The following is a 19,912-nucleotide window of genomic DNA, read 5'->3' as shown; positions in this document are numbered from 1 at the left end:
TATTAATTAAAAAATGGTTTCACGATTGACTCCTAATTTTGACAGAGCCTAATGAGCGGCGACGGGGGATGCTGGGTTTGGGGTTCATTCCTTGCTCGTCTCGTCGGGTTTAAAACCTCCTTGGGAGAAATTGACATGAAGAAACTCATGACGATGGCCCGGCAGTTCCGCGACGACGAAAACGGCGCTGCCATGGTCGAATACTCGATCCTGGTCGGTGTTATCGCTACTGCTACCATCTTGGTTATTATCGGCATCGGTCTGTGGGTGACCGGAGCTTTTACCGAGTTGTGCAATAATTTGGATAGCGCTGCGGTTGGCGCTTGCCAGGTTAATGGCACAGCTCCGGTTTGAGATTAACTGGTGAGCGATAGTAAGGAAGTCCGGGCTCTAGCCCGGACCTCCATCGCAATACTGGCAATTTCTTAGCTGCATCGACAGGGGCTTGGGCTGATGCGCGCGAACACCATTGTCATGATCCTGCTGGCCATTGTCTTCGGCGTGGTCGCGGTTGTGCTTTCCAATATGTGGCTGGCCGGCCAGCGCAGCGAACTGGCGTCGACCATGAAGACGCCGACGAGCACGGTCGTCGTAGCGGCAACGGCGCTGAAATTCGGCGACGTGCTGACCACTGACAAGCTTCGTGAAATTCCCTGGCCGACCAATTCGCTGCCTGAAGGCGCGTTCAAGACATCGGCTGAACTCATCGAAAAGGAAGGCGGCACCCGCCAGGCGCTGCAGGCTATCGGCGCTAACGAGCCAGTACTCGCCACCAAGATCACCGGACCCGGCCAGCGGGCAACGCTTTCGGCTGTGCTGACGGAAGGAATGCGGGCCGTTTCGATCCGCGTCAATGACGTCCTCGGCGTTGCCGGCTTTGTTTTCCCCGGCGACCGGGTGGACGTTCTGTTGACCCGCAACGTGCGTGACGACCAAGGCAACGAACAGTCCTATGTGGACGTGCTGCTGCAGAGCGTGAAAGTGCTGGCTGTCGACCAGGTGGCCGACGAGAGCAAGGACAGCCCGACGGTGGTCAAGGCCGTGACTGTCGAAGTCGGCACCAAGGACGCCCAGAAGCTGACACTGGCAGCTGGAACCGGGCAACTTTCACTGGCACTGCGGCAAGCTGCCTCCAACGAAGGCGAGACAACCGAGCGTGTGACGATGGCCGACCTGACCGGCGATACGCCGTTGGATGTCGCCCGTCGCCAGGCTGATGCCGAACGCGACGCCAAGCTGCAGGAAGAACGCTCCGAGGAGCAGTTCAAGAAGATCCGCACCGTACTGGAAACTCTCGGCGACCAAGTGGACCAACGCGTCGGCAATGTTGAGCAGAAACTCGACAAGCTTAATACGCCGCAACCAAAGACCGAACCGGAAGTGCGCGAAGTGGTCAAATACGTGCAGCCGGAGCCGCCCTCGATGGCGAGCGTGGGCGTGACGCGAGGCATGGAACGAACTGTCTACGACGTGCCGCGGACACGATAGTCCAGAGAAACGGCACGAGGCGGGAGCATAAGGCAAGGGAGTGCGGGGGCGAGTTATGGCGTTTGTATATCTAAGGCGTATGGCCTCTGCGCTAGTGCTGGCAATGCCTCTTTGCGGGGGGTTCGCCGCCGGTGCTGCCGGCCGGCAAATCGACCTGACCAGCGCCACTGTGCATCGCGTATTCGTGCCGATCTCGCAGTCGCAGACGGTGAGCGTAAACCGCAATCTGGGCGACATCATCATTGCCGACGACAAGATCGCCGACGCCCAGCCAATGACCGACCGCAGCCTCTACATTATCGGCAAGGGCGTTGGCACAACAACGGTCAATCTGTTTTCCGAGGACAAACGCCCGCTCGGCGTGATCGAAATCGAGGTCGGGCTGGACGTCACGGATATGGCGCAGGCCATCCAGCAGGTCGTTCCCGGCGCAAAGGTGCGCGTGGGATCAGTCAACGGCAAGGTTCGCCTTGCCGGCAAAGTCAAGGACGCGGTGGCGATGAACAAGGTTCTCGACATCGCCCAGCAATACGGCCCCGAGGCGGTGATCAACGCCATGGAGGTAGAGGACAGCCAGCAGGTCAACCTGGAAGTTCGCGTGCTGGAAGCCAAGCGCAATGTCGGACGCGACCTCGGAGTGTCATTGCGTGCCGGCGAACCGGGAAAGTTCAGGGGCGGCACCGGTGTTGCAACAACCGATAGCGACGGCGTGGTGCTTGGAACCGGTGACCTGATCAGCGGCGTGCTTTCCGGCGCCAGCCCAATGGGTGCGCTAATCGCGCGGGTGGTGGACAGTGATGTCAGCGTCGACCTCATCATCGAAGCGCTAGAAGCCAAGGGCGCGGTGCGTACGCTGGCCGAGCCGAACCTGACTACGCTTTCCGGCGAGCCGGCCAGCTTCAACGCCGGCGGCGAAGTGCCGGTACGGCGCGAGAACTCGGACGGCGAAGTGGTGATCGAATACAAGCAGTTCGGCGTGAACCTGAACTTCACACCGGTGGTTCTGGATAATTCCAAGATCAATATCCGGCTGCAGCCGGAGGTCAGCGACCTGACAGGCTTCTCGACCGCGGGCGATCCGATCTTCACCAACCGCAAGCTTTCCACCGTCGTGGAACTGCGGGACGGGCAGAGCTTTGCGCTGGCAGGGCTGATGTCGAGCAAAAACACCAAGATCCAGAACCAGGTGCCGTGGCTCGGCCAGGTGCCGATCGTCGGTGCGCTGTTCCGCAATTCGAGCATTCAGAAGGAAGAGACCGAGTTGGTGGTGATCGTGACGCCACGGCTGGTGCGCCCTGCCGGGCCGTCGGAGCGGGTGGCCACGCCGTTCGATAAGACGCGGTCTGCGAACGATGCAGAATTCTTTGCGTTCGGCCAACTGGAAGTCACCAAGGACATGGTGCGCAATTACGAACTCGGCAAAGGCGTGATCGGCCCGTATGGGCATATGCTCGACCTCTCGCCCAAGGACAAGATGACCTATGTCAAGAAATAGCGGACTGCTTCTCGCCGTGCTGGCCCCATGTGCGCTTCTTATGGGCTGCGCCGACTATATGAACCGCTACGATACGGTCACGCTGGCTGCTGGCGATGCGACGAAGAGCAACATCATGTTGCACAGCGTCGACCCTTTCAATCCGGATTCGACAGACACCTCCATCACCCGAAGTGGTCCGCACGCAGCGAGCGCGGTCCGAAAATACCATGCACCGCAGCAGGCTTCCCAGCCTGCGCAGAATGTCACCGTCAATGTGGGAGCAACGAACTAGGTCGGCATCAGACATCGAGCGCCCGATCCGGAGTTATGCGTTATGGGACTGGTCTTAGCAAAATTGCGGAAATTCGGCTCGGATGAGAGCGGCATAGCGCTTATTCTCGTCGCCATTCTGCTGCCGGCGATTATCGGGTTCTCGCTGCTTGTCATCGACATGAGCCGCGCCAGCAATCTGCATTTCGATCTGCAGCGTGGGACGGACTCGCTGGCGCTCGCAGCGGCAGCCGAACTGGATGGCACGACCGGTTCGTGGGCTCGCGCCGAGCGGGCGATGGCCACGCTGGTCGACAATGACGCGCGCTTCGCCACATCCGGCACTGTGACATTGAGAGGAGGTCAGCCAGGGGGCGACAAGACCTGCAACACAGCCGGCAACTTAAGCTGGTGCTTCCTCGCAAGTATTCCCAGTTCTGATAGTTCGGCAATAACCTCGTCCAACTACGCCCTCAACGAACAATCGACCGGCTTTGTCGAGGTCAAAGTCGCGCCGCAGGGATTTGCCGCGATCTTCCCGGTGTCGTTCCTGACGGGCAATTCGGCCAATAATGGCTTTAACGTTGCTGCCTCAGCTGTTGCCGGTTTCCGGTCGGGCGTGTGCGATTACACGCCGATTTTCATCTGCAATCCTTATGAGCGGCCTGCTGAAGTAGGTGGGATTACGCTTGAACAGGCTGCCAACACCAGGCAGTACCGCCGGCGGCAAATCCTGATCAGGAAGGGTAGTTCTTACGTTCCTGGCAATTTCGCGTTCCTCGCCTCTCCCTTCGGCAACGGAGCCAATGCGCTTGAGGCCATGCTGGCGAAAGTCAAGCCGCCGGGATGTTATTCCCGCAACGGCGTGAACACCGAGCCCGGTCAAAATACCGGCCCGGTCGAAGACGGACTCAATGCCCGGTTTGGCATCAGCAAAAGCTACATCGGAACTGCAGACGGACCCGCTGCGAATGTTCGCATGGGGCTAAAGAGCGTCAACTGCAACAACGGCAAGGTGACTTTCGAAACCGACCCGAACAAGGGCGTAGGTTTGGAGAAGGATTCCTGTCACATCGCGGGCAACTGCACCATGATGGACAGGCGCATGGGCGCTGGCGATTGGAATCTTACAAGGTATTGGGCGGTCAATCATCCTACCCGCCCTCTTCCCGCCGCTCTTTCCGGCACCGGAGACAACCTGCCAACGCGTTATGAAGTCTATAGATACGAACTTGATCCGGATGGGGACCCTGCCACCAATGACAGTATCGTAGGGGATACTGCGGTAAGTGGTGAGACTGGAATTCCTGCCTGCAATCAAACGCCCGTAACAACCGTCGATCGCCGCATTTTGTACGGTGCGATCATTGATTGCGACCAGATCCCCGGTTTCAATGGTCGAAAGGAAAACGTGCCGGTCAGGGCGTTTGCCAGCTTCTTCATCACCGAACCGATCAAGGACAGCAAGGATATCTACGCCGAACTGGTGGACATCACCGGCCGTGGCGGGCGTGGCACGCTGGACAACTTCCTGCGCGACGAGGCTCAGCTGTACCGATGAGCGCGTTCATCAGAAAATTCGTGTGCAAATTCAGAAGCTTTCGACGCGAACAGCAGGGATCGGTGCTGGTCGAAATGGCCTTGGTCGCGCCGCTGATGCTGACGATCTCGGCGGGCGTGCTCGAATTTGGAAATCTTATATACAGCAAGTCGCTGATGGAATCGGGCTTGCGTGACGCTGCGCGTTTTGCCGCACGCTGCAACAGCCAGTTGTATACGGAAAGCAATATTTCTCCGGTCATCAATTGTGCAACGGCTGCGCGAAACATCGCAGTATTCGGCAATCCTGGCGGGACCGGTACGGCAAGGGTCCGCAACCTGATTGCCGACGATGTTGCTATCGCTATTGCCGATCCAGCTTCCTGCCACGATGCAGTTTCAGGCGGCGTCATTCAGTACCATTCGGTCACCGCGCAGGTGTGTATCGTCAGAGCATCCGGCACGCTCAACTACGCCGGCATCGGTATGTTGACCCTCATAGGCATCGGTCCAATCGCACTGCAAGGCGCTCAGGAAGAGCGTTTGATCAGGTTCTGATTATGTTGAAGCGATTCACCCAGGAACAGGGCGGTGCGGTGATGGTCGAGGCGGCTATCGCCCTGACCGTCATGCTGGCGCTAACGCTTGGTTTCGTGGACCTTGGCAACGCCCTTTATCAATGGAATTCAGCCACTAAAGCTGTTCAGGTCGGCGCCCGGCTCGCATCGATCTCAAACCCCGTGGCAACGGGTCTTACAAGTGCTGCACCGACAGGGACACCCGGAGCGCCGGTCGTGGCCAATGCTTACTTGCCCTTCGTTTGCACGTCGACCGGCTGCACACAGAACGGGGCCACCGTTGCTTCAAATACCATTGATTTCAACCAGATTTTCCAGGGCGACATGCCATTCAACGCAAGCGTGCCGTGTCCTGCTTTGACGTCAGGTAAGCGTCCGGGCATGTGCCATTTCTATCCAATGCTGCGGCGAGAAAATGTGGTCATCACCTATTCGGCGACCGGTCTTGGCTACCAGACCCGCCTGAGCGGCCCCATTCCAACCATCACAGTCAGTCTGCGTAACATTAATTTCCAGTTCTTTTTCCTCGAGGGCCTGTTGGGTTTCACGGACATCACCATGCCTTCCATGCTGAGCACAGTGACCGGTGAAGATCTGAAAAGTGGTGCACCCACATGAACGCCCTAAACACCAAAATCCAACCAACACGGCGCAAGCGCATCGCACTCTATTCTGCCGATGCCCGTTTCAAGCACGACATCGCGACGCGTCTGGATGCACTTGCGATCTACGATGTTCAGGTGGCTGATGCCGACGCTTTTCTCGATGGGCCGAAGGCCGACGCCCGCCCGAGTATCGTAATTTTCGATGTCGGTGACGGTCAGGTCCTCGACAATGAGCGCCTAACCGAGGCGCGAGTGGCTTGGGCCTCAATTCCGTTGATTGCTTTGTCAGGTGAACTGCAGTCCGAGCACATGCGGGCCGTCGTGCGCCTCAACGCCGCCGACTGGTTGCGCAAACCTGTCGACCCCAAGGAACTGATCAATGCAGTCACGTTCCACGACAGCGGCAGCGAAGCCAACAAGAGCAGGGTAATCACATTCGTAGGCGCCAATGGCGGAGCAGGCGCGACCACGCTGGCGCTTTCAGCTGCGGACTATCTGTCACGCAAATCCGCGCAGAATGCTGCTGGCACCTGCGTTGTTGATCTCGATTTCCAGCACGCCAATTGCAGCGGCTATCTCAATATCTACAACGAATTCGACCTCGGAGGTGTGGTTTCCAATCCCAACCGTCTCGACGTCGAATTGATGGATATTATCAAGTTGACGCACAAGCGTGGCTTCACGCTCTATTCGTTCGAGCGGCCAAGCCTGCCATTCGATCTGGGTGGCGACCAGTTCGTATTCCGCTTACTTGACCTGGCTGCCTATCGCTTCGACGATGTGATCATCGATCTGCCGAGCATCGAAACACCGTGGCAAAAGACGGTGCTGTCGACCAGCGACGAGATCTTCCTTGTGTTCGAACTCAACGTCGCATCGCTGCGCCGCGCTAAGGCAATCTATACCCGGATTCGCGAGTTGCGCGGCAGTGCGGCAAACGTCACGCTTGTCGCGAACAAGCGCAAGCGCAAGCTGTTTGGCAATCACTTCTCCAACAGCGAACTGGAGAAGATCTTCAAGATGCCGCACATCAAAGCGGTCAGCCTCGATACACCGCTTTTGTCGGATGCGCTCAATCGCGCTCTGCTGCCGTCTGAAGTCCATGCTGGCGCACGCTTCAATAAAGACCTGACCTCGATTTTCCGTGAGCGGCTCGATGGCGGCAAACGCTGATATCTGGAAAATCCTGGCCGGGATTTCTCTTGGTGCGCTGATCGCCACAGGCATCGTTGGCTATGCGAATGCGCAGGCAAGCATCCAGCAGGTTCACGGAGCCAAGCGGCCGCCGTTGCCGAAAATGGGCCCCAGCTTCAAGCAGGCCGTGGCATTCCAGTCCACGGAACCGGCAGGCACCATCGTGATCAACAAAGATGATGGGATGCTCTATCTCGTTACCGGGCAAGGGCAGGCATTGCGGTTCCGCATCAGCGTTGGACGTGAGGGCTTTGGCTGGACTGGCACGGTAAAGGTCGGGGCCAAGCAGGAATGGCCGGAATGGCGCCCGCCAGCAGAAATGCGTGCGCGCCAACCGGAACTTCCGGAGTTTGTGCCTTCCGGCCCCTACAATCCTCTCGGTGCCCGAGCCCTCTATCTCTACAAGGCAGGGCGCGACACGCTTTACCGTATACATGGAACGAATGACCCGGCCGGTGTCGGGTTTGACGGAACGTCCGGCTGCTTCCGTCTGACAAACACGGACATCATGGACTTGTTCAATAGAGTACCAGTCGGAGCAAAGGTGGTGGTGAGATGACCATTATTCATGATTTGGACGCACCTGCTGTCGAACCTCAGGCGCTCACGGCTGAAAATACTTCCAATCGGTCGTGGGTTGTTGCCACCTTCGCCGCCTCTGCTTCGATCCTGACGGCCGTCAACCTGTTTGTTTCGGTGCATCTTTACGGGGTCAACTCGGACGTTGCGGTGCTGGAAAGCAGGCTGGAACAACTTTCAACATTTGAAAAGCGGCTGATTGACAAGATGAATCTGGTCAATACCGGCCTGCAAAACCAGTTTGACCAACTCAACAACAATTTCGATTCTCGTTTTGCGGCCGTCTCGAAGAACGTAGGCGAACTGAAGCAGAAGCTTGCTCAGGTTGGCACGCGGAACGAATTCGGCACCTTCGGCACGGTGCCGGCGGCGACTGAGCCTGGCTTGCTGGCAAGCGATGCGCCTCAGGCGTTCATGACCGAAGCTGATGTATCGATGGCCATTGCTGACCCTCGCAGATCGGGAGTGAGGGAACTGCCCAGCCTGAGCCCCTCCTACCAGAGGTTCCAGACTGCTGACGGAAAGGTGACCTATCGCAAGATACGCTGAATCCCGTCTCGAGAGACTCATCATTGCAATAGTTCTGTGCTTTCCTGGCGCATTGCCAGCAAGAACACAGGCAGCAAATGCCAAGTGCTATCATGTCGTCAATGTCGACATGTGGGATGTGCTCTACATTCGTAGTCGACAGACGCACCTATCATCGGCGGTAGGTGCGATCGCCCCCGATCACACCGGGGTCTTGCGGGCGACCGGCAGGTGTCTTCCGCAAGGCTTGAGCGTTAAGCGCCAGTGGTGTGCGGTGGACTACTTTCCGCTGCCGGATGTGAAGATGAGCGGCTTTGTGAAAGCCTATTTCGTCAAGCCAATCGCCTGCCCTCAAGACCGAGGCTGAGTTCGGTGAGTCTGGCCTTGACGGCGCGTTCGCGCCCGCGCGCCTTAGCCAGGTAAGAGTAATGGCATGAAAGGCAGCCCATCAGGCCAATGGCGAAAACGACGCCATGTAACCACCCGACATGCAGGCTTTGGAACGGGACGAAGCTGAGTGGTGCAGAAGCAACCGGATCCACGCTGGCAAAACTGGCTCCGTTGGCAAGCATTGTTGCAGCCCCTACCGTCAACAATGCGCCGTGATTGACGACGAAGGAAACAGCCGAGCCGTGCCTCGTCCGAGCCAGTTGGCAAATAGCAATGGCAACGACCGCAATCAGGATGGTCTGTAGTATCAGGTGTCCGCCGGTTGCGAGTTCAAGCCAGTTGGTGATTACCCGGCACAGTGCACGAAGCTCTACCGAAGCTGCCCACAAAGCCATGCTCGATGGATGCAGCCCAAGGAAAAAGGTCGCAATGCGTTCCGCCATCAGCAGACCTATCAGAAGAAGGGGGAAGCTGACAGCTGCAAAAGTCTGGCGACGCATAACGACCTCCGATTTTCTTCGGAGAATGGACCAGGAAGCTAAATCAACCATTAAATCGGGCAGCAGGCGGCCTGCTTCGACCGCCCGGCTTCCAGGATTCCCGGTTCTGGCAGCGCAAAAGAGAACCGATGGTTGCAGTCAAGGTTGGCCTGAATCTTGCTGAGCAATCCGTAAGGAATGATGAAGGGCGCAGGACATGTCTCATTTCGAGATATATGGGCCAAGTCGCTAATTGGCGGGTTCCTGGATACGGACTGGTTGTTGGCGCTGAGGCGAAAATGGATGATGTTCTTGATCAATTGGCTGAGATGCGTGGCGAAGCGCTTGCTGGAAGAATTCTGGCTACAATTGCCCTTGACTACGCACTGCGCACAATCAAGCACAAGGATATCGCGTTCGACTATTTCGTGATGCAAATCGATCGCGATCTTAAAGAAATCCAATTTTCCGGTGGTGACCAGACGCTACACGACAAGGTGCGTGGGATTGCTCGAAGCCATGCCAATCAAGCTATCGAACGCCTGCGGGCGGCATGCTCAGGAAGGCAGTGAGAATTTCCATGTATTTCGCCAAGGGTTGCGAGACATCCGGCGTCAAATGCCGAGAGTGGTCGCAATATTCCGCAAGCGATATCCAAGCATATCAATCCGATCTGCGCACGCCTCCGGAGAGTAAGCTTACCCAAATTGGACTAGCTTTAAATGGTAATAAAATACATCCATTAGCCGATTCGACACTCCTGCGAAGACGCCGGACAAATTGTCGGGTTTTCAATGGAACCCGACTATGGAGTGTCCGCGGTGATGTTGTCATCGACGGTTGTAGAACTGCCCCTTAGATCCCTGCCGGTTGAAACCAATGACGTTGCTCAGCAGTGCCTAGCGCTGTGGCATGGTATGGGGCTTTTTGACCGGCCCAAAGTGGGGTGGCTCCCTGGGCTTCCGCTGCCTTATCAGAAGTTTCTGGAGCTTATATTCGACACGTCCCACCACCACGTCGATGCGATTGTATTCGCAGACCCGTCACGAACATCAGTCTTGCATGATCTCCGGGCGGCGCCGGGTTCGATGCTTGTTCCAATCATCGATTTAACAGGACGTGCGACAGACTTTGCGGATGTCCGCTTCGATATCGCCGATCGCGATAGTTGGGCACAAACTGCGCGTCGCATCCTTGATTTCCGGGAACGGCGCCGACAACTAGGACCTGCATTCGCCACCCCTGCAGCCCCAGAGATGGAGCTTCTCGCGCATTCATTCGTCTCCGGCCGGACCCTCGCGGCTCAATATAGCGCGTCGATACCGGAAACCGTATGTTACCCTGGCTATCCGCCGGCTCGTGTGACCATCCCCCTGGCAGAGGGTCTGGTACGTCGAGGATTGTTGAAGAAGACATTCTTCGATCGCCTGCATGAATGTGGCGCGTGCGGGTCACGCCGGCTTTTAGTCAGAGAGGAATGTCCCGCGTGCCGTTCGGCAAACCTCCATGAGGTTGCTCTTTTGCATCACTACAGTTGTGCCGCTCTGGAGGCCGAAGACAACTTCCGTCAGGGCTCGGCCTTGGTGTGTCCCAAATGCAGAAAGCAGCTCAGAAACTACGGCAAGGACTATGACAAACCGGGGGTCACGCAGGTTTGCCGGCAGTGCACGGCGGCAAGTTCCGAACCGGAAATTGGCTTTGTTTGCCTTGACTGCAATGCAAGAGCAGATGGGCAATCGATCAGGTGTACGGACCTCTTTTCTTACGATCTCACGGACAATGCGATCGCTTTGCTGACCAGCCATGTCAAACCTCTCGGCCTGAGAGATTTGCCGACGTCCTTGACAGCTGCAGTCGATCGTTTGCGCCACAATTCCAGCCACCTTCCGCTTGCTATTCTGGAGGTCCGCTATGAAGCGCAAGATGTTTTGTGCGAAACCCGGGGAGCTTTGGTTTTTGAAAAGCTCCGTACGCTTTTCATCGAGAATCTTGCGAACAATCTGGGCGATCACGAAGTGTCGCTGCACATCGGAAACGATTGCGAATACCTGCTTGTGAATGGTTATGAGGCAAGCACGTTTGGTCGCACGCAACGGCTTCTGCAACAATGTGAAGACGTGCTCAGCGACAGATTGCGGCCAATAGTTCGGGTGCTCGCTCGCTCCCGACGGGGCAAAAGTTGACGGAGATCGAACTCGGCTTTGCCTTTCTCCTTGCCCAGACAACGGCGAGCCTTGTGCTCGTTTTCTGGTACACGCTGATCTTTGAGGTTCCTCGATACATTCTGCCGTTTATCGCGGCAGGGCTGACGATGCGCGCGGCGACAGATAGGTCCATCTCTACAGACCGCGGCGAGGGTCGTGCGCCGAGCGTCAGTATCGTTCTGGTTGGACACAATGAAGAAGGCGCCCTTGAAGCGTGTGTTCGATCGCTTCGGGAACAATCTTTTTCGTCCTTCGAGATCGTTATCGTCAGCGATGGTTCTGCGGATAAAATGAGTGGCGTTGCCCGTTCACTGGTGAAGGCAGGCCGCGCGACGAGGATCGTTTCTACCGACCTGCGTGGCGGAAAGCCCAGCGGTATCAATCTTGCCTGTTCCGTAGCCAAGGGCGAGATTGTGATCAACGTGGATTGCGACTGTTCGTTCGACCGCTATGCAATTCAGCACCTAGTCGAACCTTTTGCCGATCCGGCCGTGGGTGCAGTATGTGGAGATATCGCCCCTCGCAACAGCAACGCCAGTCTTATCACTCAGTTTCAGGAGATCGAATATCTCCAATCCATTTCCGTAGGAAAGCGCATCGCAAACGCTGTCGATCAGGTTGTTTGTGCTTCGGGTGCATTCAGCGCCTTCAGGCGATCGGCTTTGGCGAATGTCGGCGGGTTTGACGTGGGCGGTGGCGAGGATCTGGACACGACAATGCGACTGCGCTGTGCCGGCTGGAAGATCGTCTATGCACCTGAGGCGCTTTGCTACACGGATGTTCCCGCCACTGCATTCCAATACATACGCCAACGTCTTCGCTGGGAACGTGACGCCCTCTGGATTCGCTTTCGCAAACACCGGCGCCTCTTGGTTCCGTGGAACAAGTCATTTCGCGGAACCGAAGTGGTTCACCAATTGGATTTTCTGCTGTTCAATGTAGTGGGATCCTTCGTCTTTCCCATTTACGTCGTTTGGCTTTTCGCGCAGTTCGGTTCATTTGCAATTGCCATACTCCTTGGCATGCAGATTGGACTCCTCTGCGTGGACATGCTCATTCTGGCCGTTGCAGCCTGGACGACGCGGCGCAAGGTGTTCTGGCACAACCTTATATTCCTTCCAGGGTATTCCGTTTTTGCGACATACCTGATGCGACCCGTCCGCTTGTTGGCCTATCTCGATGAGTGGGTGTTTTCTGGTTCGCACCGGGATAACTACACCCCGCTGAAAGTTCGCCTCGTCAGGCCTTGGTAAGGCACCGCCATGAAACGACTGCGCAAGGCCATACGGGTAGACAATCTTGGGACACAGCAGCGCGCCGGTTCGGCAAAATGGGGGCGCTTGGTCTATATCGGCCTCATCACCACGTTCTTCGGGTCCCTCCTCTATTATCTTTTTGGCAATGTGGTTGTCTTGTCGGCAGATGGAATAGTTCTGGCCGATATCAGGGCGGTCGACGCCAGTTATACTGCAACGATCGTCGAGGTGTATGTCAAGCAAGGTGATCATGTCGAAGAAGGAGCCCCTCTCATGAGGCTGGAATCCTTCGCCATGGTCAAGGAAATTGCCGATCTTGCGCTTCGAGATGGTGAGTTGGCTGTTCGCGAAGGTCAGTTGCGCGGACAGTTGAACGTCATCAAAACAGTCAAGCCGCTCGCCGAGCGCAACGCCAGGGAAACGACCAGTACTGTCGAAAAATTCGACAAGGTTTCCGGTCGGGGGTTGGTTTCCCTAACGACACGCGATTCCGCGCTGCAAGATAGTTTGAATGCGGCACAGCGGTTGGCCGAGCTTTCCAGCCAAGAGGTGTCGATAGAGAGCGAGCTTGCACTGGTTGCGAAATCACGGGTTCAATCGAACCGAGCGATGGAGCAGCTACAAAATATCTATGCAGATGGAAACGTGAAAGCGGCCAGTTCCGGCGTTATCGGAGTCAAGGTGCCAATGCCCGGCCAAGTTGTCCAACTTGGAGAACAGCTTTTACAGATCAACGGCAATACCGCTTATGTCCTGGCATATCTGCCGGATCAGTACCTCTTTCAATTGAAGAGAGGAACCGTGGTGACCATCAGGAGCGGCGGTGAAACGACCAAGGGACGGATAGATAGCATTCTTGCTGTTGCGGACGCGCTACCTGACGAGTTTCAAAACCTGTTTCGGCCGCGTGACCGATCCCGGCTCTTTCGCGTGAAGCTCGAAGGCTCCAACCCCTTTGCCGTTTCCCAGAAAGTGACGGTAAGCGGCTGTGCACTAGGCTTTTGCTGGGTGAGGTAACTTCAGGGTCGAGAACAAGCATCGGATTCAACCTACCAAAGGCATTTCGGCATCAAGGCCGGTAGATTCAAGTGTTTTCGTGTTTGACGCTGCGATCATGATTTTGGATCGAGCAGCCTTTCCGCTTTGACAACGCCTGCTTAAACCGCCTGCTCGCGCCAGCACACCCGGCCAGATTGTAGTGACGCCCGGTCGTGTCGGCCCTTGTGTGCTGCAGTAGGCCGGTCGCGAGCCCGATCTTGTCAGGGGCTTCGATGGCGAGCGAGGTCGCTGCGGCGCGTCGAAAGTCGTGCATGCTCATAGGCTCGGCAAAGCTCTGCTGCGTGAGGCGGCGCACGACCTGATAGATCGCGTCAGCCGTGAGCGCCTTGCCGCGCTGGGAGATCCACAGTGTGTCGCTCGCCTGACATCGAGCCAGGCGCGGCCGACCGCAGTCGAGATAGTGGGCAAGATGGGGAGCCAGCTTGGCTGGAACGATGAACGAGTCCGACCGTCCGCTCTTGGTGTCTTCTGCATGCAGGTTGATGGTCAGGGTGGCGCCGCTGCGGATAAGATGGGAAGTGACTGTCAGAGCCGCCATGCTTCTGCGCCGGATCGGCCACAATGACAGCAGGGCAAGGATGAGTCCGTCGCGGAACTGCAGTTGGCGAGCGAACGGCTTGGGCATTCGACGATCGGCATTACGCTCGATCTCTACAGCCACGTTTTGCCCGGAATGCAGGCAGATGCCGCGGAACAGGTTGACGCGGCGATCCGGAGCGCGGTAAAGCCGAGCGCGTAAAAGGTATTCGGTAGCAAAATGGTAGCAACTGCCCCGATGCAGGCTAGCGAAAAACCAGATAAGCTAACGAAATCAATGTTGGATGGGTGGCCGAGCGGTTTAAGGCACCGGTCTTGAAAACCGGCGTGGGGCAACTCACCGTGGGTTCGAATCCCACCCCATCCGCCAATCACCGCCGATTGCCCTCTATTGTGCGAGATTGCCCCCGATACCGCACACCCACCGATCAGCGTATAAAACTGCCGATTCTACGCTATAGCCCGATAAATCATGAAGGCCAGCGATACGGCAACTTTCGACCTTAACGTCTGCCGTCAGTTCCTCTTAACTGCTTTCCCGTAAGCAGACCTTCGTCAAGCGTGTTGCTACTTCCCATTGAGATTATAGAATTTTGCCAGTGCGCCAACGACATTCGCCATTTCGGTTCGAAGATCGGGCGGCCCGATTACCTCGACGTCTTTTCCAAAGCGCAGTATCTCCATAGCCGCGTGAGCCATGGAGCCTACCGATACGGATACCTGCCTCCAGCCTCGTGCGTCGGCTTCCTCCGAAATCACAGCCCCGTTGCGGACGTAGGGAGGCAGAAGCTCCTCCATCATGTCTATGCCCCAAGGCGAAAGACGAATTTCCGCTCGATTTGGATGCAGGTCCACCTCATATCGCCGGATGCTCTCAGCCCAATATCCTTCGAGGTCGAAAGCCTTTGGATATTCAAAGCGGTCATCGAGCACCATCATCTTGCTGATGCGAGAAACGCGGAAGGTGCGAACTTCATTGTGAACTTGGGCGACTAGATACCAAGCGCCGCCTTTCAGGACGATACCCAGAGGCTCGACTTGCCGCTCCTTGTCCGTCGTCCGGCTTTGGTAGCGCATACGTATCGGGTGCTGGTTCCACACGGCATCGGCAATCGCTGGCAGGTGGTCCAAGGTTTCGGGCTCGGCGAACCAAGCCGGCGCATCAAAGTGGAAACGTGTCTTCATCGCACCGGGGCGCATGGCCTCCGGTAGTGCAGCCAAGAGCTTTGCACGTGCGCTTGCCACTACAGCGCCCATCCCTAGGTCGGCGGCTTGCCGCGTGAGGCCCGCCAAAAATAGCGCCTCGGTCTCTGTCGAGGATAAGCCGTTCAGGCGAACTCGATAGCCATCAAGCAGCCGATAACCTCCGCTGCTACCTTGCACACTGTAGATTGGGATGCCTGCTGCGCTAAGGGCATCTACATCTCGATAGATCGTGCGCAGGGAAACCTCGCACTCGGCGGCAAGCGCCTGCGCGGTGACGTGTCCCTTCGCTTGCAGCGTGGTCAGGATGGATAGAAGGCGGCTTGCTCGCATCGCACGAGCATAACCAACCTGACACAAATTGACAGGTATGGCCGACTAATGTGTCGTCGTCGGCCACGGGCAGACAACAGACCGAAGCCCGTCCCGACCATATCTCAGACCCCCTAGGGACTCAGAAAATCATGCCACGCGCAATCAAGCACCTGTTCATTGGAGGACTAATCATCATGGGAATATCGACTGCGGCAACTGCGCAGGAGCTAACCATCGTCAACCCGCCAAACCTCGGCGATCCCACGCCGAACGGCTACAGCACGGCGGTTATCGTGCCTGCAAATGCGCGGGTGGCCTATATCTCCGGGCAAGGCGGCTTTGACGGAACAGGGGCCTTATTGCCCGACTTCGCTACTCAGGTCGCACAAGCATACGCGAACCTTGGTGCAGCCCTTGAAGGAATCGGAGCGAGGCCGGATCAGGTCGCCAAACTCACTGTTTTCGTGGTCGATCATGACATGTCCAAGCTCGGGGTGCTGACACAGAATGTCACGGCAATGTTCGGCGACAGGCTACCGGCCCAGACTCTGGTTCCCGTTCCCAAGCTTGCAATCGACCCTATGCTCTTCGAGGTAGAAGCGGTCGTTGTCCTGGAATAGAGGGATTGGCGGACTAGTGCGACGGCTGAACACGCGAGAAAATTCCCAGAGGAAAAGGTTGGGCGGCGGCTTCTGGTAAAGTTCAACTGAAAGCCGCTCTTCCGCTTCCTACCTCAAAAATGGTCGTCCCGTCATCAATTTTGGAGAGCTATAGCGTAGACGTAGTTCTCCGTTTCATCGGCTTCGGCCCGCCAACTTTTCCAGCATCGGCATGTGAAGAAGTGGTCTTTGCACCGAGGGCTCACCAGACACTGATCTTTTTAATGGAATATCTATGGATTCACCGGGAGTCCCCCGGTAGCTTGCAAAGATGTTTCGTCGGGTTACGCATTTTTAGGTCGGCACCGGCGGCGTGACGGAAAACATGACAATAGGAGTTAGTCCAACGCAGCCTAAGCGACCACTCATTAGCGCCCCACAGACCTGCTCATGCTCATGCGGCCTTTCCGAGCTGTTGCAAGGTTCCGAAACCCTATCGTTGATCCGAAGCAACATCCGTCTGCGCAATGCCAAGCAGTAAGTCCACAAAGCCTATTCTCCTACTCGGAGCAACGGACTACGCCGCCGTCTTTCTGGATGCATTTGAGGATGTGCCCGGTGTCCGTCTGACTGGTTGCGTTCAGAATCTAGATCCCGCGGCGGACAGCCGCGAAATCCTCGGCCGACCCGTCTACTGGACCGGCTCCGTTGGTCACTTGCGCAGCACACATAATCTCCTGTGCATTCTGGGTACGACCAAACGGAACGCATGGATTGCTGAAATGGCGGAACAAGGATTTGAGTTCGCAACGCTACTCCATCCATCAAGTACCGTATCGCGCCGCAGTACGCTTGGATTTGGCGTATCTGTTGACTCCGGCACGGTTATCGCCGGGTTTACACGGATCGGCGACCACGTCCGCATCGGCAGGCGCGTTGCGATCGGACACCACGCAGAAATTGGCAGCTACAGCACCATTCATCCCGGTGCTGTCATTTCCGGCCATTGCCGTCTAGGCGAGCAAGTGACGATCGGTGCCGGTGCGGTGATCATTGATCGGATTGAAATAGGCGACGGAGCATTCATAGCAGCCGGGGCCGTGGTCACGAAGACTGTGCCCTCGCGCGCACTGTTTGCGGGGAATCCGGGGCGTGTCGTCCGGCCACTTTACGGCCCGCGGTAACGAGGTAGGAATGGGCGGACCAGATGCTCTAGAAACAGATGCTGCAGCGTGTGCCGCTTTCGGCGCGACGCCGCCCACCGCGCTCCCGCCAGCCAATCCATGATGGCAGTTCCTTTCAATCTGGCGACAAGGCTGGGGTCGGAAGAAAGCTTTGTCATGGATGCCATACGCAGCGGACGACTGGCCGGGGACGGCGCCTACAGCCGAAGATGCGAAGACCGCGCCAGTGAGCACTTGGGTTTCGGTAATGTCTTGGTGACGTCTTCGGGAACGCATGCTTTGGAAATTGCGGCGATGCTCCTTGATCTGTCGCCTGGCGATGAAGTGATCATGCCAAGCTTCACCTTTCCATCTACGGCAACGGCCTTTGTGCTGCGCGGTGCGCGACCAGTGTTTGTTGATGTCAGGCCTGACACGATGAACATTGACGAGCGGTGTATCGAGCCTGCCATTACGGCGCGGACGCGCGCCATTGTCGTGGTCCACTACGGCGGGGTCGCCTGCCAAATGGACGCTGTGATGGACCTGGCATCCGCGCACGGCTTGGCAGTCATTGAGGACGCTGCACATGCCGTTGGGGGGCGGTGGATGGAACGTCCGCTTGGCACCATTGGTGACATGGCCGCGTTCAGTTTCCACGAGACCAAAAACCTGACAAGTGGCGGCGAAGGCGGCATGATCTGGGTACGCGATCCTGAGCTTTTTGCCCGCGCCCAGGTTATTCGGGAAAAAGGGACGAACCGGAGCGCGTTTCGTGCGGGAAAAGTCAGTAAGTATGAGTGGATGGATATCGGCAGCAGTTATCTGATGGCCGAGGTGAATGCCGCTTATCTTTGGCCGCAGCTTGCCGAGATCGACCAGATTACATTGAAGCGAAGATCGATCTGCGATGCCTACAGGGCTGCCTTCGCCGACCTTATAGATTCTGGCAGAATAGCGGTGCAGGAGATGCCGGCGGGCACCTATGCACCGGGTCACATATTCTACCTTAAACTGCGCGATGAATCTGACCGTGACGCCTTCATCGCCGCCGCACGCGATAGAGGTGTGCTTGCGGTTTCCCACTATGTCCCTTTGCACACAGTGCCCGCAGGCCGACAATTCGGCCAGTTCGTCGGACAGGATGTGGTGACGACACGCGACAGCAGCCGGCTCGTGCGGCTTCCGGTCTTCTACAACATGTCCACGGAGCAGTACGGTCTCGTGATCGACGCGGTTTCGGCATTCTTCGCCGCTAGTCCGTAAGGCAGATGATGTGGATATCGAAACGGCCAACCTATGTCATCGTCGCGCCCCAGTATTGCGACAGTTCCGGCGGAAATATCTTTCTTCATAGGCTTGCGAACGAATTGGCCTGCATCGGAGAACGGGCCGTCCTGTGGCCGATGGGCTCGAAGCCGCGTTCTTTGGCCCTAGATGCCTTACACCGGATGGCGCGAAGAAAGTCCGGGTACAAGATGATGCCGGACACTGCAGCTCGTCTGGCACATTCCGATGACCTGCATCGCAACGCAATCGTTGTCTACCCTGAGGTCGTCATGGGGAATCCGCTTGGGGCAAAGCGTGTAGTGCGCTGGCTGATGTACCCGCCAAAGTTGCGAGGAACGGCAGCAAGCTTCGGCCCGAATGACCTATTTTTCAAGGTGAGTGATTTCAGCGATGACGTCGGCCTCACCGGGGGCGCAGCGTTGCTGCAGCTTTTTTCGGTACATCCGGCCTATACTGACTACGGCAACAAGGATCGGAATGGCACCTGCTACATGGTGCGCAAGCAAGCGGACAAACCGATCCTGCATGACCCTGACCGTGACGTTTGCCTGGACGGCTTGGATCACGAAACGATCGCAGACCAGTTCAACCGATGCGAACGGTTCATCTGTTATGATGAGGCGACGATTTATGCCCAATTTGCTGCGCTTTGTGGCTGCCTGCCGATCGTGGTTCCCGGCTTCTACCAAGACCGGGCGGCGTGGGCCGCTCACAGGCCAATCGCGAAAAATGGCGTCGCCTTCGGATTGGACGACACGGACCATGCCATCAAGACCCGGCACCTTCTGGCCGAGGACCTGCGAAAGATCGAACTGGAGGGACGCGTGACAGTCCGGAACTTCGTAGAACGGACAAAGCGCGCCTTCGGCTACGACTGACGCGGCATCAAGCCGCATGACAGGGTGGTCGCACTTCAGAGCGAGGCAAGGACGCCACGGTAAGGATACGCGCCAAGGCCGGACAGTCTGGGCGAAGACCGCGGCCGTTTGCGCCCTCACCCATAGAAGTGCCGGAATTTAATTCATCGGTCACTAGTTTTGGATCGCAAGGCATGGCGGGGAAAATCGAACCGATCCCATCCGCCAGTCGCGCGCCCAAATTTGGCTCTTTGCGCAACCAACCGAGCACACCTATCCCAGCAACCGACCCACAACAAAAC

General features: G+C 57.1%; 21 protein-coding genes and 1 tRNA gene. 19 read left to right on the top strand and 3 right to left on the bottom strand.

The window, feature by feature from the left end; all coding sequences use genetic code 11:
- Positions 1-135: 135 nt before the first annotated feature.
- The 10 genes from ASD50_RS05870 to ASD50_RS05825 all read left to right on the top strand — a co-directional run bounded on the left by ASD50_RS05870 (position 136) and on the right by ASD50_RS05825 (position 8,279).
- Entirely contained in the window at positions 136-354 is a 219-nt protein-coding gene (locus ASD50_RS05870; RefSeq protein WP_056237354.1) for a Flp family type IVb pilin, read from the top strand.
- Between the two features lie 99 nt (positions 355-453).
- The gene (cpaB, locus tag ASD50_RS05865; RefSeq protein ID WP_056237312.1) at positions 454-1,488 is read left to right on the top strand and encodes a Flp pilus assembly protein CpaB; all 1,035 of its coding nucleotides are present in this window, start codon (positions 454-456) and stop codon (positions 1,486-1,488) included.
- 79 nt (positions 1,489-1,567) lie between these two features.
- Positions 1,568-2,983: a type II and III secretion system protein family protein gene (locus ASD50_RS05860; RefSeq protein ID WP_244484443.1), complete on the top strand. Its 1,416-nt coding sequence runs from the start codon at positions 1,568-1,570 to the stop codon at positions 2,981-2,983.
- Positions 2,970-3,257 (top strand): hypothetical protein, encoded by a 288-nt coding sequence (locus tag ASD50_RS05855; protein WP_056237305.1) that lies wholly within the window; start codon positions 2,970-2,972, stop codon positions 3,255-3,257. Before ASD50_RS05860 ends, ASD50_RS05855 begins: the two co-directional genes overlap by 14 nt.
- 63 nt (positions 3,258-3,320) lie before the next feature.
- Entirely contained in the window at positions 3,321-4,796 is a 1,476-nt protein-coding gene (locus ASD50_RS05850) for a TadE/TadG family type IV pilus assembly protein (protein ID WP_244484442.1), read from the top strand.
- The gene (locus ASD50_RS05845) at positions 4,793-5,332 is read left to right on the top strand and encodes a TadE/TadG family type IV pilus assembly protein (RefSeq protein ID WP_056237300.1); all 540 of its coding nucleotides are present in this window, start codon (positions 4,793-4,795) and stop codon (positions 5,330-5,332) included. The genes ASD50_RS05850 and ASD50_RS05845 overlap by 4 nt, the downstream gene beginning before the upstream one ends.
- A 2-nt stretch (positions 5,333-5,334) precedes the next feature.
- Positions 5,335-5,970 (top strand): TadE/TadG family type IV pilus assembly protein, encoded by a 636-nt coding sequence (locus ASD50_RS05840; protein WP_056237296.1) that lies wholly within the window; start codon positions 5,335-5,337, stop codon positions 5,968-5,970.
- On the top strand, positions 5,967-7,130 hold the full coding sequence (locus ASD50_RS05835) for an AAA family ATPase (RefSeq protein WP_056237291.1): 1,164 nt from the start codon (positions 5,967-5,969) through the stop codon (positions 7,128-7,130). The genes ASD50_RS05840 and ASD50_RS05835 overlap by 4 nt, the downstream gene beginning before the upstream one ends.
- Positions 7,114-7,710, top strand: a complete 597-nt coding sequence (locus ASD50_RS05830; protein ID WP_056237286.1) for a L,D-transpeptidase — start codon at positions 7,114-7,116, stop codon at positions 7,708-7,710. Before ASD50_RS05835 ends, ASD50_RS05830 begins: the two co-directional genes overlap by 17 nt.
- Positions 7,707-8,279, top strand: coding sequence for a hypothetical protein (locus ASD50_RS05825; RefSeq protein WP_056237283.1), 573 nt, complete (start codon positions 7,707-7,709; stop codon positions 8,277-8,279). Before ASD50_RS05830 ends, ASD50_RS05825 begins: the two co-directional genes overlap by 4 nt.
- Before the next feature lie 311 nt (positions 8,280-8,590).
- Here ASD50_RS05825 and ASD50_RS05820 read toward each other — a convergent pair whose 3' ends face one another.
- Positions 8,591-9,148: a hypothetical protein gene (locus ASD50_RS05820; RefSeq protein WP_056237280.1), complete on the bottom strand. Its 558-nt coding sequence runs from the start codon at positions 9,146-9,148 to the stop codon at positions 8,591-8,593.
- A 128-nt stretch (positions 9,149-9,276) separates the two neighbouring features.
- On the opposite strand from ASD50_RS05820, the gene ASD50_RS05815 reads away from it, so the two are divergent.
- The 4 genes from ASD50_RS05815 to ASD50_RS05800 all read left to right on the top strand — a co-directional run bounded on the left by ASD50_RS05815 (position 9,277) and on the right by ASD50_RS05800 (position 13,604).
- Positions 9,277-9,699 (top strand): hypothetical protein, encoded by a 423-nt coding sequence (locus tag ASD50_RS05815; protein ID WP_056237277.1) that lies wholly within the window; start codon positions 9,277-9,279, stop codon positions 9,697-9,699.
- Between the two features lie 252 nt (positions 9,700-9,951).
- The gene (locus ASD50_RS22955; protein WP_156464956.1) at positions 9,952-11,310 is read left to right on the top strand and encodes a hypothetical protein; all 1,359 of its coding nucleotides are present in this window, start codon (positions 9,952-9,954) and stop codon (positions 11,308-11,310) included.
- Positions 11,307-12,584 (top strand): glycosyltransferase, encoded by a 1,278-nt coding sequence (locus ASD50_RS05805; protein WP_056237269.1) that lies wholly within the window; start codon positions 11,307-11,309, stop codon positions 12,582-12,584. The genes ASD50_RS22955 and ASD50_RS05805 overlap by 4 nt, the downstream gene beginning before the upstream one ends.
- A 9-nt stretch (positions 12,585-12,593) precedes the next feature.
- Positions 12,594-13,604 (top strand): HlyD family secretion protein, encoded by a 1,011-nt coding sequence (locus ASD50_RS05800; protein WP_056237267.1) that lies wholly within the window; start codon positions 12,594-12,596, stop codon positions 13,602-13,604.
- Positions 13,605-13,671: 67 nt separating this feature from the next.
- On the opposite strand, the gene ASD50_RS05795 is transcribed toward ASD50_RS05800, so the two are convergent.
- On the bottom strand, positions 13,672-14,307 hold the full coding sequence (locus ASD50_RS05795) for a tyrosine-type recombinase/integrase (RefSeq protein ID WP_156464955.1): 636 nt from the start codon (positions 14,305-14,307) through the stop codon (positions 13,672-13,674).
- Positions 14,308-14,465: 158 nt separating this feature from the next.
- On the opposite strand from ASD50_RS05795, the gene ASD50_RS05790 reads away from it, so the two are divergent.
- Positions 14,466-14,553 (top strand) — tRNA-Ser (locus ASD50_RS05790).
- A gap of 197 nt (positions 14,554-14,750) precedes the next feature.
- Here ASD50_RS05790 and ASD50_RS05785 read toward each other — a convergent pair.
- Entirely contained in the window at positions 14,751-15,719 is a 969-nt protein-coding gene (locus ASD50_RS05785; RefSeq protein ID WP_056237261.1) for a helix-turn-helix transcriptional regulator, read from the bottom strand.
- Between the two features lie 131 nt (positions 15,720-15,850).
- Between ASD50_RS05785 and ASD50_RS05780 the strand changes: the two genes are divergently transcribed.
- The 4 genes from ASD50_RS05780 to ASD50_RS05765 all read left to right on the top strand — a co-directional run bounded on the left by ASD50_RS05780 (position 15,851) and on the right by ASD50_RS05765 (position 19,631).
- The gene (locus ASD50_RS05780) at positions 15,851-16,321 is read left to right on the top strand and encodes a RidA family protein (RefSeq protein WP_056237259.1); all 471 of its coding nucleotides are present in this window, start codon (positions 15,851-15,853) and stop codon (positions 16,319-16,321) included.
- A gap of 506 nt (positions 16,322-16,827) precedes the next feature.
- Positions 16,828-17,484 (top strand): acetyltransferase, encoded by a 657-nt coding sequence (locus ASD50_RS22300; RefSeq protein WP_082549505.1) that lies wholly within the window; start codon positions 16,828-16,830, stop codon positions 17,482-17,484.
- A gap of 99 nt (positions 17,485-17,583) precedes the next feature.
- A complete protein-coding gene (gene rffA / locus ASD50_RS05770; RefSeq protein ID WP_200952381.1) occupies positions 17,584-18,729 on the top strand; it encodes a dTDP-4-amino-4,6-dideoxygalactose transaminase in 1,146 nt (381 codons plus the stop codon).
- Positions 18,730-18,734: 5 nt separating this feature from the next.
- Positions 18,735-19,631, top strand: coding sequence for a hypothetical protein (locus tag ASD50_RS05765; RefSeq protein ID WP_056237253.1), 897 nt, complete (start codon positions 18,735-18,737; stop codon positions 19,629-19,631).
- The last annotated feature ends 281 nt before the right edge of the window (positions 19,632-19,912 follow it).

Source organism: Mesorhizobium sp. Root552, assembly GCF_001427285.1.
Taxonomy (GTDB): domain Bacteria; phylum Pseudomonadota; class Alphaproteobacteria; order Rhizobiales; family Rhizobiaceae; genus Mesorhizobium.
The sequence above is the reverse complement of the archived record's forward strand: the minus strand, read 5'-3'. Positions and strand labels throughout refer to the sequence as shown.

Excerpts from the sequence above, each read along its gene's own strand:
- ASD50_RS05870 (WP_056237354.1), top strand. The coding sequence starts at position 136 with ATGAAGAAACTCATGACGATGGCCCGGCAGTTCCGCGACGACGAAAAC.
- cpaB (WP_056237312.1), top strand. The coding sequence starts at position 454 with ATGCGCGCGAACACCATTGTCATGATCCTGCTGGCCATTGTCTTCGGC.
- ASD50_RS05860 (WP_244484443.1), top strand. The coding sequence starts at position 1,568 with ATGGCCTCTGCGCTAGTGCTGGCAATGCCTCTTTGCGGGGGGTTCGCC.
- ASD50_RS05855 (WP_056237305.1), top strand. The coding sequence starts at position 2,970 with ATGTCAAGAAATAGCGGACTGCTTCTCGCCGTGCTGGCCCCATGTGCG.
- ASD50_RS05845 (WP_056237300.1), top strand. The coding sequence starts at position 4,793 with ATGAGCGCGTTCATCAGAAAATTCGTGTGCAAATTCAGAAGCTTTCGA.
- ASD50_RS05840 (WP_056237296.1), top strand. The coding sequence starts at position 5,335 with ATGTTGAAGCGATTCACCCAGGAACAGGGCGGTGCGGTGATGGTCGAG.
- ASD50_RS05835 (WP_056237291.1), top strand. The coding sequence starts at position 5,967 with ATGAACGCCCTAAACACCAAAATCCAACCAACACGGCGCAAGCGCATC.
- ASD50_RS05830 (WP_056237286.1), top strand. The coding sequence starts at position 7,114 with ATGGCGGCAAACGCTGATATCTGGAAAATCCTGGCCGGGATTTCTCTT.
- ASD50_RS05825 (WP_056237283.1), top strand. The coding sequence starts at position 7,707 with ATGACCATTATTCATGATTTGGACGCACCTGCTGTCGAACCTCAGGCG.
- ASD50_RS05820 (WP_056237280.1), bottom strand. The coding sequence starts at position 9,148 with ATGCGTCGCCAGACTTTTGCAGCTGTCAGCTTCCCCCTTCTTCTGATA.
- ASD50_RS05815 (WP_056237277.1), top strand. The coding sequence starts at position 9,277 with ATGGTTGCAGTCAAGGTTGGCCTGAATCTTGCTGAGCAATCCGTAAGG.
- ASD50_RS22955 (WP_156464956.1), top strand. The coding sequence starts at position 9,952 with ATGTTGTCATCGACGGTTGTAGAACTGCCCCTTAGATCCCTGCCGGTT.
- ASD50_RS05800 (WP_056237267.1), top strand. The coding sequence starts at position 12,594 with ATGAAACGACTGCGCAAGGCCATACGGGTAGACAATCTTGGGACACAG.
- ASD50_RS05785 (WP_056237261.1), bottom strand. The coding sequence starts at position 15,719 with ATGCGAGCAAGCCGCCTTCTATCCATCCTGACCACGCTGCAAGCGAAG.
- ASD50_RS05780 (WP_056237259.1), top strand. The coding sequence starts at position 15,851 with ATGCCACGCGCAATCAAGCACCTGTTCATTGGAGGACTAATCATCATG.
- ASD50_RS22300 (WP_082549505.1), top strand. The coding sequence starts at position 16,828 with ATGCCAAGCAGTAAGTCCACAAAGCCTATTCTCCTACTCGGAGCAACG.
- rffA (WP_200952381.1), top strand. The coding sequence starts at position 17,584 with ATGATGGCAGTTCCTTTCAATCTGGCGACAAGGCTGGGGTCGGAAGAA.
- ASD50_RS05765 (WP_056237253.1), top strand. The coding sequence starts at position 18,735 with ATGATGTGGATATCGAAACGGCCAACCTATGTCATCGTCGCGCCCCAG.